12 protein-coding genes are annotated in these 16,081 nt (G+C 70.3%); 5 read left to right on the top strand and 7 right to left on the bottom strand.

What is annotated here, in order from left to right; translation table 11 throughout:
* Positions 1 to 44: 44 nt before the first annotated feature.
* On the top strand, positions 45 to 1,298 hold the full coding sequence (gene xseA, locus U9979_RS04820; protein WP_322778424.1) for an exodeoxyribonuclease VII large subunit: 1,254 nt from the start codon (positions 45 to 47) through the stop codon (positions 1,296 to 1,298).
* Here the strand turns inward: xseA and add are convergent.
* Entirely contained in the window at positions 1,288 to 2,367 is a 1,080-nt protein-coding gene (gene add / locus U9979_RS04815; RefSeq protein ID WP_322778423.1) for an adenosine deaminase, read from the bottom strand. The two genes, xseA and add, sit on opposite strands and share 11 nt — an antisense overlap.
* Before the next feature lie 164 nt (positions 2,368 to 2,531).
* Between add and U9979_RS04810 the strand changes: the two genes are divergently transcribed.
* A complete protein-coding gene (locus U9979_RS04810; protein ID WP_322778422.1) occupies positions 2,532 to 2,771 on the top strand; it encodes an exodeoxyribonuclease VII small subunit in 240 nt (79 codons plus the stop codon).
* Between the two features lie 9 nt (positions 2,772 to 2,780).
* Here U9979_RS04810 and U9979_RS04805 read toward each other — a convergent pair whose 3' ends face one another.
* The 4 genes from U9979_RS04805 to U9979_RS04790 form a co-directional block, all read right to left on the bottom strand.
* Entirely contained in the window at positions 2,781 to 7,145 is a 4,365-nt protein-coding gene (locus U9979_RS04805) for a serine/threonine-protein kinase (protein WP_322778421.1), read from the bottom strand.
* Between the two features lie 110 nt (positions 7,146 to 7,255).
* Complete coding sequence (locus U9979_RS04800; RefSeq protein ID WP_322778420.1) at positions 7,256 to 8,398, bottom strand: FHA domain-containing protein; 1,143 nt, start codon at positions 8,396 to 8,398, stop codon at positions 7,256 to 7,258.
* Between the two features lie 52 nt (positions 8,399 to 8,450).
* Positions 8,451 to 9,476 (bottom strand): hypothetical protein, encoded by a 1,026-nt coding sequence (locus tag U9979_RS04795; protein WP_322778419.1) that lies wholly within the window; start codon positions 9,474 to 9,476, stop codon positions 8,451 to 8,453.
* Positions 9,477 to 9,641: 165 nt separating this feature from the next.
* Positions 9,642 to 10,199, bottom strand: a complete 558-nt coding sequence (locus U9979_RS04790) for a DUF4245 domain-containing protein (RefSeq protein ID WP_322778418.1) — start codon at positions 10,197 to 10,199, stop codon at positions 9,642 to 9,644.
* 469 nt (positions 10,200 to 10,668) lie between these two features.
* Between U9979_RS04790 and glpX the strand changes: the two genes are divergently transcribed.
* Together glpX and U9979_RS04780 are read left to right on the top strand one after the other, a co-directional pair.
* On the top strand, positions 10,669 to 11,691 hold the full coding sequence (glpX, locus tag U9979_RS04785; RefSeq protein ID WP_322747658.1) for a class II fructose-bisphosphatase: 1,023 nt from the start codon (positions 10,669 to 10,671) through the stop codon (positions 11,689 to 11,691).
* A 110-nt stretch (positions 11,692 to 11,801) separates the two neighbouring features.
* Positions 11,802 to 12,488 (top strand): sterol desaturase family protein, encoded by a 687-nt coding sequence (locus U9979_RS04780; RefSeq protein WP_322747657.1) that lies wholly within the window; start codon positions 11,802 to 11,804, stop codon positions 12,486 to 12,488.
* On the opposite strand, the gene U9979_RS04775 is transcribed toward U9979_RS04780, so the two are convergent.
* Both U9979_RS04775 and U9979_RS04770 read right to left on the bottom strand, forming a co-directional pair.
* Complete coding sequence (locus U9979_RS04775; RefSeq protein ID WP_322747656.1) at positions 12,478 to 13,305, bottom strand: glycoside hydrolase family 16 protein; 828 nt, start codon at positions 13,303 to 13,305, stop codon at positions 12,478 to 12,480. The two genes, U9979_RS04780 and U9979_RS04775, sit on opposite strands and share 11 nt — an antisense overlap.
* A 405-nt stretch (positions 13,306 to 13,710) precedes the next feature.
* On the bottom strand, positions 13,711 to 13,977 hold the full coding sequence (locus tag U9979_RS04770) for a hypothetical protein (protein ID WP_322778417.1): 267 nt from the start codon (positions 13,975 to 13,977) through the stop codon (positions 13,711 to 13,713).
* 707 nt (positions 13,978 to 14,684) lie between these two features.
* On the opposite strand from U9979_RS04770, the gene U9979_RS04765 reads away from it, so the two are divergent.
* On the top strand, positions 14,685 to 16,076 hold the full coding sequence (locus U9979_RS04765; protein ID WP_322778416.1) for a class II fumarate hydratase: 1,392 nt from the start codon (positions 14,685 to 14,687) through the stop codon (positions 16,074 to 16,076).
* Positions 16,077 to 16,081 lie beyond the last annotated feature (5 nt).

The raw sequence follows: 16,081 nt of genomic DNA, 5'->3' as shown, positions 1-16,081 counted from the left end.
CGGTTTGTGCATGGATCGACGGTTGAAGTCGTTACGGTGGCCCGGTGGCACTCACCTCCTCGCCGGAGCAGCCGCTACCGGTCCGCACGATTTCCCGGGCGATCGGGGACTGGGTCAACCGGCTTGGCCGCGTATGGGTGGAAGGACAGCTCACCGAGATCGTCCGCCGGCCCGGCCTCGCCACCGTCTTCCTCACCCTGCGCGATCCCGTCGCCGACGTCTCGTTGCGGCTGACCTGCCCGCGAGCCGTGTGCGAGGCGATCGGCGCCGGCCTCGTCGACGGCGCCCGGGTGGTGGTCTGGGGCAAGCCGTCCTTCCACCCCGCCCGGGGGACCCTCGCGCTCGCCGTTGTGGAGATCCGCCCGCTCGGAGCGGGCGCCCTGCTGGCACGGCTTGAACAACTTCGCGGCCTGCTCGCGGCCGAGGGGCTGTTCGCCGCGTCCCGCAAGCGCCGACCGCCCTTCCTCCCGCGAGCCGTCGGACTGATCACCGGACGGGCGAGCGCGGCCGAGCGGGACGTGGTGGAAAACGCCCGCCGCCGCTGGCCCGCCGTGCGGATCGTGCAACGCGAGGTGGCGGTCCAGGGACCGCTCGCCGTCGGGCAGGTCATCGACGCGTTGCGTGAGCTCGACCGCATCCCCGAGGTGGACGTCATCGTCATCGCCCGGGGCGGTGGGTCGATGGAGGACCTGCTGCCGTTCTCCGATGAGGCGTTGATACGGGCCGTGGCCGCGGCGACCACCGCGGTGGTGTCCGCCATCGGTCACGAGCAGGACGCGCCCCTGCTCGACTTCGTCGCCGACGTCCGCGCGTCCACTCCGACGGACGCGGCAAAAAGGGTCGTGCCGGACGTCGCCGAGCAGCGCGCGCTGGTGGTCACTTTGCGCGACCGGTCGCGGCGGGTCATCGAACATCGGCTGAACCACGAGGAACGCGGACTGGTCGCCCTGCGCAGCCGGCCCGCCCTGGCCGCTCCCGGACGCGAGCTCGACCGGCAGGTCGGGTACGTGAGTGAGCTACGGGCCCGCGCACGACGCGGCGTGACGCACATCCTGGATCGGGCCGAGGGTGAGCTGGCCCACGCCCGCGCCCAGATGCACGCGCTGTCACCGGCTGCGACCTTGGACCGGGGATACGCCGTGGTCCACCGGACCGCCGACGGCGCCATCGTGCGCGACCCGGTGCAGGTGGATGCCGGCGACGAACTGACCATCCAGGTTGCCGCCGGGTCCTTCCCCGCAACCGCCGGTGCAGGTCCCGCGCAGGCGTCCCCAATCGCCGGTGGCTCTAACGGCTGAGGCCCTCGACGACCGTCGCGAGGTCCGCGTGGATGGCCTCCTTGACCGCGGCGGGAGCAAACGAGTGATCGACGCCAGCCGCAGCCAGATCGGCAACCTGACGTCGGGTCAGGCCCAGGCTACGCAGCGCGTGCAGGTACTCGTCCCGCAGCGTGGTCCCGAACATCGGCGGATCGTCACTGTTGAGGCTGACCGGCAGGCCCAGTTCGATCATCCTGGGCAGCGGATGCGCCGAATAGTCGGTGACGACCCCGGTGCGCAGGTTCGAGGTGGGACACACCTCCAGCGGAATGCGATGTGCCCGCAGGTGATCGACGAGGGCCGGGTCGTCACAGGCGGTGATGCCGTGACCGATGCGTTCGGCGTGCAGGTACTCCAGGCAGTCCCAGATCGTGCGCGGCCCGGTCGTCTCGCCGCCGTGCGGGATGCGGTGCAGCCCGGCGTCACGCGCGGCGGTGAACACCTCGGCGAACTGCGGCCGGGGCACGCCGACCTCGGGTCCGCCCAACCCGAGCGCGATCACGGACTCACGGTGGTTCAGCGCGAACTCGATCGTGCCCTCGGATGCGGGACGCAGATCCATGTCGGGCAGGCCCGGAATGTCGGTGATCCACCGGATCTGGATACCGGTTGCCTCCTCGGCTTCGCGGCGGCCCTGCTCGACGCCTGCGAAGACCTCGTCGGCGTCGACACCGCGCTGGATGTGCAGGAACGGCGTGAAGGTGATCTCGGCATATCGGACGCCCTGGGCTGCGAGCCCCAGTGCGGTCTCGCGGGCCAGGAGCGCGAAGTCGCCGGCATCGCGCAACACCCGGACAGCGGCCAGGTAGACCTCGATGAAGTGGTCGAAGTCGCGGAACTCGTAGAACGTCGCCACCCCGTCGAGGTCGGTGGGCAGATCGTCGACGCCGTGGCGGCGGGCGAGGGTGAGCAGGGTCTGCGGGCGCATCGACCCTTCAAGGTGGACATGTAGTTCCACCTTGGGCAGCGCGTCGACGAACTCCTCGTCGGTGGGCTGGTCGATGGTGCCCTCTCGCGCATAACCCTGTCGCGCATCGCCCTCTCGCATGTCCCGAGACGATTGCCGACCGTCCCCATCCCCGTCAAGCAAGATCGCAGCAACAGTTGTGGATCAGCGCGGAACTGCCCGACTCGGCTGTCGGGGTGGGCCGCGTAGGTTCGCTGTGTCCCCGGTGACGCCGGTTCGCCGCGGTCGACTCCCAGGAGGTATCGGTGGCAGGTTCGCAGGATGCGCCGGCGACACACGAGGCTCCGCAGACGTATGAGCGGGCCCGGGCGGAGCTGGAGGATGTCGTCCGCCGGCTGGAGGCCGGCGGCATCACCCTGGAGGAGTCGCTGTCACTGTGGGAACGCGGTGAGGCGCTCGCACGAGCGTGCCAGTCCTTCCTGGACGGTGCCCGCGCCCGCCTCGACGCCGCTCAGTCCGAGGCGGCCCAGCCCGACGCGGGATAGGCCCCCGGGTCAGCCCACATCCCACAGCCGCACGGTCCTGTCGTCGCCGGCACTGGCCAGGGTGCGACCGTCCGGGGCGAACACCACCGCCTTCACCCAGCCGGTGTGGCCGGTCAGCGGCGGACCGAGCGGACGGGGGGCGGACCGTGCGGTGATGTCCCACAACCGCACCGTCGCGTCCTCGCCGGCACTGGCCAGGGTGCAGCCATCCGCGGCGAACGCCACCGCCCCCACCCGGCCGGTGTGACCGGTCAGCGGCGGACCGAGTACGCGGGGGCTACGGGCGGCGTGGCCGATCAAGGGGGCGAGCAGGCGGGGACGAGGAGCGGTGATGTCCCACAGCCGCACCGTCCTGTCGACGCCGGCGGTGGCCACGGTGCGCCCGTCCGGGGCGAACTCCACCGACCACACGTCGCCGGTGTGGCCGGTCAGCGGCTCACCGAGCGGGCGGGGACGGCGTTCGCTCACGTCCCACAGGCGCACCGGGCCGGTACCGCTGAGGTCAGCACCGGCGCTGGCAAGGATGCGGTTGTCCGGCGAGAACATCACCGACCGCACCGGGCCGATGGAGCCGGCCAGGGGCGGGCCAAACGGACGGGGAGCGGACCGGTCGGCGACATCCCACAACCGCACCGTCCCGTCCCTGCCCGTGCTGGCCAGAATCCGGCCGTCGGGCAGGAACACCACCGACCACACCCGGTCGGTGTGACCGGTCAACGGCGCACCGAGCGGGCGGAGGCGACGGGCGGTGACGTCCCACAGCCGCACCGTCCGATCGGCGCTCGCGCTGGCCAGAATCGTGCCGTCCGGGGAGAACACCACCGCCTCCACCCGGTCGGTGTGGCCGCTCAGGGGTGGGCCGAACGGACGGGGAGCGGACCGGTCGGCGACATCCCACAACCGCACCATCCGGTCCGCGCCGGCGCTGGCCAGGATGCGGCCGTCCGGGGAGAACGCCACCGAGATCACCCAGCCCGTGTGGCCGGTCAGCCGCTGACCGAGGCTGCGGGGGTCGGGAACGGGCATCGGCTTGCGGGCCGCCGGCTTCTGGACGGGCGGCTTCTGGACGGGCGCAGGCTCGGGCATCTTCACCGTCGGGGCCGCCGGGGCAGAAGCCGCGACAGCCTTCTTGGCGGGGGCTGGCTTTGTGGCAGCGGCCGGTGTGGCCGGTGTGGCCGGTGTGGCCGGTGTGGCCGGTGTGGCCGGTGCGGCCGGTGTGGCCGGTGCGGCCGGTGTGGCCGGTGTGGCCGACCCGCAGTCCCACAGCCGCACGGTCCTGTCGTCGCCGGCGCTGGCCAGCGTGGCGCCGTCCGGGGCGAACGCCACCGACCACACGGTGCCGGTATGGCCGGAAAACGGCTTACCGAGCGGACGGGGGGCGCCGGGATCAGCCACATCCCACAACCGCACCGTCGTGTCGATGCTGGCGGTGGCCAGCCTTCGACCGTCCGGGGCGAACGCCACCGACCGCACCTGGTTCGTGTGGCCGGTCAGGGGATCGCCGAGTGGACGGGGAGCAGCCCGGCCGGTCAGCTTCCACAGGCGCACCGTCTTGTCACTGCCCGCACTGGCCAGGATCGTGCCGTCCGGGGAGAACGCCACCGACAGCACCCGGTTCGTGTGGCCGGTCAGCGGATCGCCGAACAGGCGGGGATCGGACGGGTCGGCCACATCCCACAGCCGCACGGTCTTGTCGTTGCCGGCGCTGGCCAGCGTGGCGCCGTCCGGGGAGAACGCCACCGAGAACACCGAGTCGGCGTGACCGGTCAGCGGCCCACCCAGCGGGCGGGGTGCGGTCGGGTCGGCCACATCCCACAACCGCACCGACTTGTCGTTGACAGCGCTGGCAGTGGCCAATGTGCGGCCGGCCGGGGAGAAGGCCACCGCGAGGACCGCGTCGGTGTGGCCGGTCAGGGGCTGGCCGAGCGGACGGGGGCTGGACGGATCGGCCACATCCCACAACCGCACCCTGCGGTCGGCGCTGCCGCTGGCCATGATCGTGCCGTCCGGGGCGAACGCCACCGACCGCACCTGGTTGAGATAGCCGGTCAGGGGATCGCCCAGCGGGCGGGGATCGCAGGGGTCGGCCACATCCCACAACCGCACCGTCTTGTCGCCGCCGGCGCTGGCCAATGTGCGGCCGTCCGGAGCGAACGCCACCGAGAACACGGGGCCGGTGTGGCCGGTCAGCGGTCGGTTGAGCGGCCGGGGGCCGAATGCCGGCGCGACCACCTTCGCCGCCGGTGCGGGGGCCTTCGCCGCCGGTGCGAGCACCTTCGCCGCCGGTGCGGGGGCCTTCGCCGCCAGTGCGGGGGCCACCGTCGGCGCTACCGCCAGGGCCGCCGGTGCGGGGGCCTTGGCGGGCGGTGGCACCCGGGCGGGCAACCCGCAGTCCCACAGCCGAACGGTGAAGTCCGCGCCGGAGGTGGCGAGGGTGCGGCCGTCCGGAGCGAACACGACCGCGTTCACGATGCTGGTGTGGCCGGTCAGCGGCTCGCCGAGAGGGCAGGGTGCGGCGGGATCAGCCACGTCCCACAACCACAGCGCCTTGTCATCACCGGCGCTGGCCAGGGTGGCGCCGTCCGGGGAGAACACCACCGACCGTACCCGCCCGGCGTGACCGGTCAGTGGCTCACCGATCGACCTGGGGACGGACGGATCGGTGACGTCCCACAGCCGCACCATCTTGTCGCCGCCCGCGGTCGCGAGGATCCCGCTGTCCGGCGAGAAGGCCACCGACCACACCTTGGCGGTGTCACCGGCCAACGGCTCACCAAGTGGACGCGGGATGGACCGGTCCCGCACATCCCACAACCGCACCACCACCGAGCCGTCGCCGGTGGAAGCCAGCATGCGACCGTCCGGAGAGAACGCCACCGCGTCCACCCGGTCGGTGGGAACGGACAGCGGTTCTCCGACCGGACGGGGAGCGGACGGGTCGGCCACATCCCACAACCGCACGGTCCTGCCGTTGCCGGCGCTGGCCAGCGTGGCGCCATCCGGAGAGAACGCCACCGCACGCACCCGACCAGCGGGACTGATCAACGGTTCACCGAGCAGGCGGGGAGCGGACGGGTCGGCCACATCCCACAACCGCACCGTTTTGTCGTCACCGGCACTGGCCAGGATGCGGCCGGCCGGGGCGAACGCCACCGCCCGCACCGGGCCGGCATGGCCGGGCAGCGGCCCACCCAGCCGGCGGGACGCGGACGGGTCGGCCACATCCCACAACCGCACCGTCGTGTCGTTGCCGGCGCTGGCCAGGATCTGCCCGTCCGGGGAGAACGCCACCGAGAACACCGAGCTGAGGTGACCGGTCAGCGCAGGGCCGAGTGTGCGCAGGCCGGGAACCGGCGCCCGCCGGACAGGCTGCGGAGTCCGATCGGCGGGCGCCGGCTGCGGCGCCGGCTGCGGCTGCGGCTGCGGCTGCGGCTGCGGCTGCGGCTGCGGCTGCGGCTGCGGCTGCGGCACGCGAGCGATGGGCGGCGGTGGGTAGTCGGCGGCCTCGCGGATGTCGTCGTCGAGGCGCAGGCCGACGCCGGAACGGGCAGTCCACCGCGGGCCGTAGACGAGGCAGGCAGCGCGGGCAAGATCGAGGGCGAATGCGCGGGCCGACGGCTGGCGTGCGGCCGGTTTCTTGGCCAGCGCCCGCATGACCACCTCCGCGACCTGGGCGGGCACCCCGGCGGGCGGTGCGGGGATGGTGTCGAGATGGTGCCGCAACTGTGCGAGCAGCGGCAGTGTGGGGTCGAACAGCGGCGCCCCGGCGAGCAGTTCGTACAGGAGCACACCGAGCGCGTACAGATCGGTGGCCGGCCCCAATCGGCCTTCGAGGATCTGCTCAGGCGCCATGTACTGGGCCGTCCCGATGATCCGGCTCGCGGTGGCCGCCGACCCGTCGAGGAGTTTCGCGATCCCGAAGTCGGTCACCTTCACCAGGCCGGTGGCGTCGAACAGAATGTTGTCCGGTTTGATGTCGCGGTGCAGCACGCCCTGGGAATGTGCACAGGTCAGCGCCTGCGCGACGGCCAGGGCGACCGCGCAGGCGCCTTCGGCCGGTAGGCCTGCCCGCCGACTGGTCAGAGTCCCCCCTGCCAGCAGCTCCATCACGATGAGGCACAGGCCGTCGTCCTCGACGTAGTCGTGGACCCGGACCACATGCGGATGATCAAAACTGGCGAGCAGCCGCGCCTCCGCGGCGAAACCGGCAGGGGCGTCCTCCTTCGCCGAGGACAACACTTTGATCGCGACATCGCGTTCCAGGTGGCGGTGCCGGCCCGCCAGGACATGCGCGAACCCGCCGGCACCCAGCCCGGCGCCCAGCTCGTAATGGGGTAATGCGGCGGCTATCCGCTCCCGGTCAACAACAAACATGCGCAGGTGGCAGCCGGATAACGACGATCCCGGACCCTACCAGTACAAACCCGCCCATCATCCCCCCTGCGCACTGTGGTGATTCTTACCATCACCAGCCGGAGTCAGGCTCACACCGACATGGTGGGTGCGGCAGCGCCCGGTGGGACGGGGGTCTGCGGGACGCCGGCCCGCCAGTCCTCGGGAAGTTCGGCGGGGAAGATCCGGCCGCTGCGGGTGAGGATCACGCTGGGGGCGAGTTCGACCTCGTCACCGGGGTGGAATCGCCGGTCGACCTGGGGAGGCAGCTGTTCCCAGGGCCCCAGCCGCCCCCGCTTGTCGACGGTCCGCATCCGGGAACCGTAGCTGCTGACGTCGCGGAGCAGGACCAGTCCCTGCTGGAGCGAGACGACCACGTGCTCGCGGCTGACCGTGGCCGCGGCCTCCGGGTCCAGCAGACTGATCAGCGCGATTCCGGGGTCGGGGTAGCGTCCCACCGGCGTCACGGAGTCCTCGTCCAGGGTGTAACGGGCCACGCAGGTGCCGTTGATGACGACCTTGAGTTGGGCGGTGGCGGGCCGCGGGCCATCGTCGCGCAGGGGTACCCGGTGCTGCTGGCAGGTGGGTACGCCGCGGTGCATGCGGGGTAGGAGCACCCGGTCACCGCTGTGAATGTCATAGAGCGAACAGCGCCGTTCCGGGCAGCGCCAGGCCCGGGTGAGCACCTCGATCAGCGGGGTCCGGTCGGGGCCGAGCAGACCCTGCTTCTTGAGTGCGGCGAGCTCCTCCCGGCGGGAGATCTGGGCCGGTGTTCGGACGCCCATATCCAGCGGGACGAGTGTGACGGTGCCGCCAGGCCCGGGTGTGGGCTTGAGGAACTGCGAGGTGTTCCCCTGGATCCAGGCGTGCTCGGTGCGGTAGGCGTCGTAACGGTCACCGGTGATGACCGGGACGCGGGTCATACCGGCGATCTCAAGAACCCGGTCGTCCGCGTCGGGGACCTCCTCGACCAGACCGTCGGCAACCCAGCGACGGAGCCGGCCGACATCCGTCTGATCGGTGAACTCCCTGCTGCCGCCCAGCAGGCTGGCATCGGCGATCAGATAAACGCGGACGTCCGGGTCCCCGGTAAGTGTCACCAGTGCCGCCACCACGAGGTCGAGCCGAGGCAGGGACCGCAGGCCCGGCCCCCCGATCGACCGCTCCCGCACGATGTTGGAGAGATCGACCAGGTAGTCGGCGCGGTCCGCCGAGGTCACCAGGTTGTGTTCCATCAAGCCCCCGTACGGCTGGCGTGTCTGGTGAGCACCAGCCTACGAAACGCGTTCAGGAGGCGAAGGCCGGGGTGTTGCGCCAGGTGGTGACCGCATCGGTGAAGTCGCGGATGGCCGGGTCGGAGGCGAACGGGCGGGCGTCGGTGAGGATGAGGTCGAGCCGTCTGCCGACGTGCGCGGTCTGGAACGGGGTGGCGAGGTCCAGCCCTTCGAGGGCGAGCGCCGAGACACGTGCCGGGTCCGGATCCTTGCTGCGGATCACGGCCATGGCCTCGTCGAGGCGGACGTAGGAGCGCTGGTGTGCGCCTTCCGCTTCGGCGAGCGGGGTGACCAGGGCGTTGAACTCCCGGACGTCGTCGGGCCGTCCCAGGTAAGCGAAGGCTGTCGCGGCGGCCGACCCGAAACTGACCGGGTGGTAGGAGTCCAGGTCATGGACGATGGTGGCGTGTATCGGGCCGCGCTGTTGCGGGGTCAGGGATGCGACGATCGCCCCGGCTTCGTCAATCGCGGCCACGGCACCGTCCGCATCGCCGACCTCAGCTCTCGCCCAGGCCACACCGTCCGTGAGGAGGATCGCCCGCTGCGGCCCGGACGGGGCATAGCGCAATCCGTCGAGCGCGTACTCCTCGGCGCCACGGGGGTTGCCCGCATAGTCCTCGACGATCCCCTGCATGTACCGCGTCCACGCCATGAGCTGCGGGTCCTCCAGCAGCTCACCGCGGCGGAAGGCTTCGGCGAGGGAGAGCCGCGCGGCATCCGTCTGGCCGGCGTTGTTGTGCACCCAGCCGCGCAGGCCGGCGCCGATCCCGGCCTGGCGCCACAGCCGGGCCTGGTCGGCGGGGCGCAGGCTGAGCTGCCCGAGCGCGTCGGTGACCTGCTGCATCTCGGCGATCCGCCCGAGCAGCACGGTCGGCGGGGTTGTCGGGTAGTCCGCGACGATGCTTTCCAGTTGGGCGTCGACGAGGGCCAGCCCACCCGAGCCGGAGGCGGTCCTGTCCAGGGCCAGCAGCCTGTCCAGCGGGGTGAGCGCGGATGCGACCGCCACCCCGGCGACCGTCAGGCCGGCCCGTTGCGGCAAGTGCTTCGAGGAGATCCCGGCGGTTCGTGGCAGCCTCCCCGATCAGCCGCTGCACAGACATGACAGGCGCGCCATCGTCTGTGAGCGCGATGGTCTCTTGCGTCGTTGTTTCGCGCGTGGCCTTCTCATCGTGCACGCCCTGGCCCGCCCTGTCGCGCGCCTTTGTCAGGCGGTGTGCGGACGCAGGGAGGCGGCCAGGGTCCCCAGGTCGGCGGCGGACGCACCGCCCTCGCCGCCGCCGTCGGAGACGATCAGTACGACATCGCCGACCTGGCGGGTGAACGCGAGGTGGCCGGCATCGTCCCGCCTTTCCTGCCAGGACTCCCCCGCCAACCGTGCGATCCCCGTCACCGGCCGGTCGCCCAGGACCCGCACTACCGCGTCGGCCGCATTGCCCTGGTTGAGCTGGGCGTACGTACGGTTGCCCGGACGGTCGACCACGTAGCCGATGCGCAGCTCGACCACGTTCGCGCGGGACGCACCGGGTGGCGGCTGCGTCCGGATCGACGTGGCCTTCCAGTAGCTGGGCAGACCCGCCGGTTCGGCGACGTCAAACGGTGCCGAACGCGCGAACGCGGCCAGCGGGGCGGCCGTGTCCACCGCACTCACCGGGTCCGAGCCACCCCTTGGCATGAACAGGGTGAACAGCGCCACCCCAAGCATCACAACACCGAGGGACAGCACCATGTCCCGGATCGTTTCCTGACCGCGTCGTCGTGCCACCCGTCCATCCTGACGTCCCGTCCCGAGCCGGACCCGACGGGGCAGCCGACCCAAGGGCCAGGGGCGGGGCTGGGGTGGAGTGGAGTGGGCCAACTAACAGGACGCCGTGCGGCCCAGCCACACGCGCAAAGGCCGACTGGCGATAAACAATGGACGAGCGTCCGGCACGCCCCCTCCGCGTGCCGGACGCCCTCCTCCTGCGTGGCACCTTCGTTCTCTGGTGCCGCCTTCGTTCTCTGCGGCACCGTGGTTCTCTGGTGCCACCTTCGTTCTCTGTGCAGTTCGACGCACAACCGACGACTGGCGTTGCGTCGGCACCGGCGACCGTGGTGTCAGACATCCGACACCCGATGGATCAACCACAGGCCAGGCGGCCTCGCAGTGGTACGCCCCCGACCGGCCGGGCGCTGAGATCGGCCGTCACACCGCCGGTGGGCGCACGGACGCGGGTGCAATTACGCTCGGATGCGTGGCAGCAGACAGCAACCTTCCTGATCCTCTCGCGGTCCAGGGGCAAGCGCCCGATCGCAACCTCGCTCTCGAGCTCGTCCGGGTGACCGAGGCGGCTGCGCTCGCCGCCGCCCGATGGGTCGGGCGCGGCGACAAGAACGGCGCGGACCAGGCCGCCGTCGACGCCATGCGGCGGCTCGTCGGCACGGTGTCGATGCGCGGGATCGTCGTCATCGGTGAGGGCGAGAAGGACGAAGCCCCGATGCTCTTCAACGGTGAGGAGGTTGGGTCGGGCGAGGGTCCCGAATGCGACGTCGCGGTCGACCCGGTGGACGGCACCACGCTCACCGCCAAGGGCATGAACAACGCGATCGCGGTGATGGCCGTGTCCGAACGCGGGTCCATGTACGACGCGAGCGCCTGCTTCTACATGGAGAAGCTGGTCACCGGACCTGAGGCCGCCGCCGTGGTGGACATCACAGCGCCCGTCGAGGACAACATCCGCGCCGTCGCCAAGGCCAAGGGCGTGCATCCACGGGATGTGACCGTCGTCGTCCTGGAGCGTCCGCGCCACGTCAACCTGGTCGAACAGATCCGTGCGGCCGGTGCCCGGGTGAAGCTCATCTCCGACGGGGATGTGGCCGGCGCGGTCATGGCCGCGTCCGCCGACACCGGCGCCGACCTGCTGCTGGGCATCGGCGGCACCCCTGAAGGAATCATCGCCGCGTGCGCGGTGGCCTGTATCGGCGGTGTCATCCAGGGACGGCTCTGGCCGCGGGATCCCGACGAGCAGAAAAGGGTCTTCGACGCCGGCCACGACCCCACGCGCGTTCTGACCACGCGCGAGCTCGTGAACAGCGACAACGTCTTCTTCGTCGCCACCGGCATTACCGACGGCGAGTTGCTGGCCGGGGTCCGCTACCGGCCCGGTGGGGCGAACACGTCATCCCTGGTCATGCGATCGCGCAGTGGGACGGTCCGCCGGGTGGACAGCCAGCACCAGTTGACCAAGCTCCAGGCCTACTCAACGGTGCCGTTCTGATCAGGGCAAGGACCCTGAGCAGCCCAACGGCTCCGGGCAAACCGCCGGCACCAGGTGAGCCGACGGCGAGCTGGCCGACGGCGGTGTTGCCGCTCCGGGCGGGCGCCTGGGTGACGCGCGTCGTCGTCGCGACCGCCGCTCGGCTGGACAGACCCGGTCCGCACGGACGCGCCACCCAGGTCACCACACTGCCCGACGCCGCCCGGTGCTTTCTGCGTCATCCCCGGCCACCGGTGCTGCTGGGCACCGTCGGGAGCCTGGCGACCGTGCGGCTCGCCCGTGGACGCTTCGGGCGGGCCGATGTCCTGGTCGCCGCGTCGATGGTGGCCATGCAGCCGTTCGTCGAATGGGCGGTCCACCGGGAGATCCTGCATGCCCAGCCGACCAGCCCGATCGGCCGTGCCTTCTACCGGACCGCCGGCCGGGGGCACGAGCAGCACCACCGTGACCCGACGAGCCTGGACACGATGTTCGTACGTCCGCAGGAGGTGCTTGGCGGCGGCACGATCGCCCTTGCCACAGCCGTTTTCGGATCACCTGGGGCGGCGACCGCGGCGCTGTGCACGGCGGCGGGCCTACTCGCCTACGACTGGACCCACTTCCTCATCCACAGCAGCTACCAGCCTCGAAGCAAAATGTACCGACGGCACTGGCGCAACCACCGTCTGCACCACTTCCGTAACGAGCGCTACTGGCTCGGAGTCACATCGAATATCGGCGACATCGTTCTGGGAACCAACCCGCCACGTGACGCGGTTGCGATCTCACCGACGGCAACGCGCGCACCTACCCGGTGAGTTGTCGCGGAGCCGCCCATATCCGCACCTGGTCGACGTACATGGTGACTGTCGCGGGTGTCTGGCTGGTCCGGCACGGGATCGCGGAGGTACAGCCCTTGTCCAGCTGCAGGGCCAGATGCATCGCAGACGTCGACGGGATCGGGTTGAACGCACCCGCGGTGCTCGGCGCGCTCACCGTCCATTCCGGCACACCGTTGAGATAGAACGTGATCGATCGGGGCAGCCACTCGACCGCGATCGTGTGCCACTGGGAGTAGTCGCCGGGCAGGTAGTGCCACTCCACATGATTGTTCGATCCGTTGTGGACGAAGCTCGACGCACCCTGGCGGTTTCCGTTGATCGCTTCTAGCAGGTCGATCTCACCGTCGGTGGGCCAGTGGCCGGACGCCGGCCACAGCAGCACCACCCCCGAGTAGCCATCCCCACGCTCAACCCGGACGCGGACCTCCCAGCGCCCATACCGCAGGTCGGTCTTGCTGGCGATCCCACCGGACAGATCCCGCCCGGCGGCGTCGAAGCCGCCGGTAAGACGCAGCGTGCCAGCCGCGACCGTGGCCCGGGCCGCCGACCGTGGGAAGGCAGCCGCGTTCGGGCTGTCATAGACCCACCAGTTTCGAAGGTCGACACCCTTGCCGTCGAACTGTTCGACGAACAGCGGGGCGCCCCAGGCCGCGACCGCCGAGGCCGATCGCGGGTCGGCGATACGCGCCGGCCCGCCGCCGAGCACGGCGGGGTCCGTGCACGCCGTGGCAGCACTGAACGCCACAACACAAGCCGCGAGCAGCGGCAGGACAACGCGGGGCCTGGTACGCATCTGAGGGCAACCCAACATCCGGGCGGGTCAGGCCCCCACTGACCCGCGCAACCGGCTTTCCTGTTGCCAGCGAACCTAACACGGAAAGTAATCAGTCGGACGCGAAACGCTTACGTTGCGTGACGCGAATTGCCGGTCACCGGAGAGCACCCACATAGCACCGAAGACACCCGTTCTGCGGACGAACCCCGCTGAGGATGGACACCATTCAGCCGTGACCGTATTCCTGCGCCCCGACCGTATGCCGCCGGGTGCAACGAGCTCTGACCGGCTGGCCGGTCGCAGCATTCCGCGGGCCATTGTGCACACCGACCTCGTCAGTCAGGCTATTTCCTGGATGCACCTGGATGCACAGAACCGGTTCTTGTAATCGTCTCCGGGGTTTCCCGTCGTGCTTTGTCCGGACTACCTACCGGGGCCGGTGGTACGGACGGGTGCGTCGCGCTGCTGACCTTTCAGCGACTGGTCCGGGTTCCGGGTGGGAATGGTGGTTGCGTCGGCGCCGGGGTCGCTGGTCGCAGGACCGCCAGTCGGGGAACCGCTGGTCGCGGGGTCGCCGGTCGCGGGGTCGCCGGTCGAGGAGCCGCTGGTCGGGGACACGGACGCGATCGCCCTGCGCCCGGCAAGACCCAGCGCTCTGGCGAGGGGCGGCCCGGCGGCAGCCGACACCATCGCGACCGAAGCATCCAACGTGCCCGGGACGGTGACCGAACTACCGCCCGGTACAGCCGAATCCCCATGCCCACACGCACTGGTGGCCGACACTACGGCCAGAGCCGCGAGGCACGCCAGCAAACAACGGAGACTGGAACGCATGACCGCCGCCATCTCACCTGTCCAGGCGGCCGACCCAGTCGTTACCGCGAAGCTGTTCCCCGCGTTACCATTCTCCGCGTTATCATTTACCGCGTTACCATTCACCGCATCGATGCCAACGATAGCACCAGACGATGCCGAACCCGGGGAGATCTGTGCGACGCCGGGAACGACAACTGCCGGACAGTTGTTCCAGTGTCCACCCCACCCGAAAAGGCGTGATCGCGCCGTTTTGACCAGCCAGCCGAACAGTGCGAACGGATAAATAATTTGGCCTACATGTGTCCGGTCGATGATTCATGAACGACACATCGGGTCACCAACCCGGTCGGCCTGAGCAATTGTGATCGATCTCATCATGATCAATACCATCTACCCGCCGACGCCTCCGTCAGTGGCCCGACCGGCGCGCCCGGCACACTCCCGGCCCACTCCGTGCCCACGCGGCGGATGGCGGCTCCGATCTGTCCGGCGGATCTTCGATCACGTGGCTCGGCCAGGCCCTAACCTCCAGGACGGAAGGTAGCCGTCGAACGGGTAACGACCGGTGGGAGCGGGAGCACATGAGCGAGCAGGACTACCGCATCGAGCACGACTCAATGGGCGAGGTGCGGGTGCCGGCCACAGCCAGGTGGCGGGCGCAGACGCAGCGTGCGGTCGAGAACTTCCCCGTGTCGGGCCAGCGGATCTCCCGGGCCCACATCGCCGCGCTCGCCCAGATCAAGGCAGCCGCGGCGACCGTCAACGCCACGCTCGCAGTCCTGGACCCGGAGATCGCCGCTGCGATCTGCGCGGCCGCCGTGGAGGTCATCGACGGGCGCTGCGACGAGCACTTCCCGATCGACGTATTCCAGACCGGCAGTGGGACGTCGTCCAACATGAACACCAACGAGGTGCTGGCGACGCTCGCCACCGAGCGGCTCGGCCGGCCGGTGCACCCCAACGACCACGTCAACGCCTCGCAGTCGTCCAATGACGTGTTCCCCTCCTCGATCCATGTCGCCGCGACGCAGGCGATCGTCCACGACCTCATCCCCGCGCTTGCCCATCTGGCCACGTCGTTGGAGCGCAAGAGCGTCGAGTTCGCCGAGGTCGTGAAGTCCGGGCGCACGCACCTGATGGATGCAACGCCGGTGACCCTCGGGCAGGAGTTCGGCGGATACGCGGCCGCGGTCCGCTACGGCGTGGAGCGCCTGCACGGCGCACTGCCGCGGATCGGTGAGCTGCCGCTGGGTGGCACCGCTGTGGGCACCGGCATCAACACCCCGCCGGGCTTTGCCGCGGCGGTCATCGAGCAGCTGGTCGCGTCCACCGGCCTGCCACTGTCGGAGGCACGCAACCACTTCGAGGCCCAGGCGTCCCGGGACGCTCTGGTCGAGGCGTCCGGTGTGCTGCGGGTGATCGCACTGTCCCTCTACAAAATTGCCAACGACCTGCGGTGGGCGTCGTCGGGTCCGCGCGCGGGACTCGGGGAGATCCGCCTGCCCGACCTCCAGCCAGGATCCTCGATCATGCCCGGAAAGGTGAACCCGGTCATCCCCGAGGCCGTGTGCCAGGTTGTCGCGCAGGTCGTCGGTAACGACGCGGCCGTTGCGTTCGGTGGCTCCGCGGGCAACTTCGAACTGAACGTGATGTTGCCTGTAATCGCGCGGAACCTGCTTGAGTCGATCCATATCCTGTCCACCATCAGTCGACTGTTTGCGGACCGTTGCGTGGACGGCATCGTGGCGGACGTCGAGCGCTGCCGGCGGTTTGCCGAGTCCTCTCCGGCCATCGTGACGCCGCTCAACCGCTATATCGGATACGAAGAGGCCGCCAAGGTGGCCAAGCAGTCCCTGGCTGAGGAGAAGACGATCCGGGAGGTTGTCCTCGAACGCGGCTATGTGGCCGCCGGCACACTCACCGAAGAGCAGTTGGACGCCGCGCTGGACGTCCTGTCAATGACTCACCCGTAGAAACC

Origin of the sequence: Protofrankia sp. Cas4 (assembly GCF_963555915.1) — a bacterium.
Classification (GTDB): domain Bacteria; phylum Actinomycetota; class Actinomycetes; order Frankiales; family Frankiaceae; genus Protofrankia.
The sequence above is the reverse complement of the archived record's forward strand: the minus strand, read 5'-3'. Positions and strand labels throughout refer to the sequence as shown.

What these genes read in the sequence shown, in the direction of transcription:
- add (WP_322778423.1), bottom strand. Translation starts at nt 2,367, where the DNA reads ATGCGAGAGGGCGATGCGCGACAGGGTTATGCGCGAGAGGGCACCATC.
- U9979_RS04770 (WP_322778417.1), bottom strand. Translation starts at nt 13,977, where the DNA reads ATGGTGTCGGCTGCCGCCGGGCCGCCCCTCGCCAGAGCGCTGGGTCTT.
- U9979_RS04800 (WP_322778420.1), bottom strand. Translation starts at nt 8,398, where the DNA reads ATGGAACACAACCTGGTGACCTCGGCGGACCGCGCCGACTACCTGGTC.
- U9979_RS04805 (WP_322778421.1), bottom strand. Translation starts at nt 7,145, where the DNA reads ATGTTTGTTGTTGACCGGGAGCGGATAGCCGCCGCATTACCCCATTAC.
- U9979_RS04775 (WP_322747656.1), bottom strand. Translation starts at nt 13,305, where the DNA reads ATGCGTACCAGGCCCCGCGTTGTCCTGCCGCTGCTCGCGGCTTGTGTT.
- U9979_RS04765 (WP_322778416.1), top strand. Translation starts at nt 14,685, where the DNA reads ATGAGCGAGCAGGACTACCGCATCGAGCACGACTCAATGGGCGAGGTG.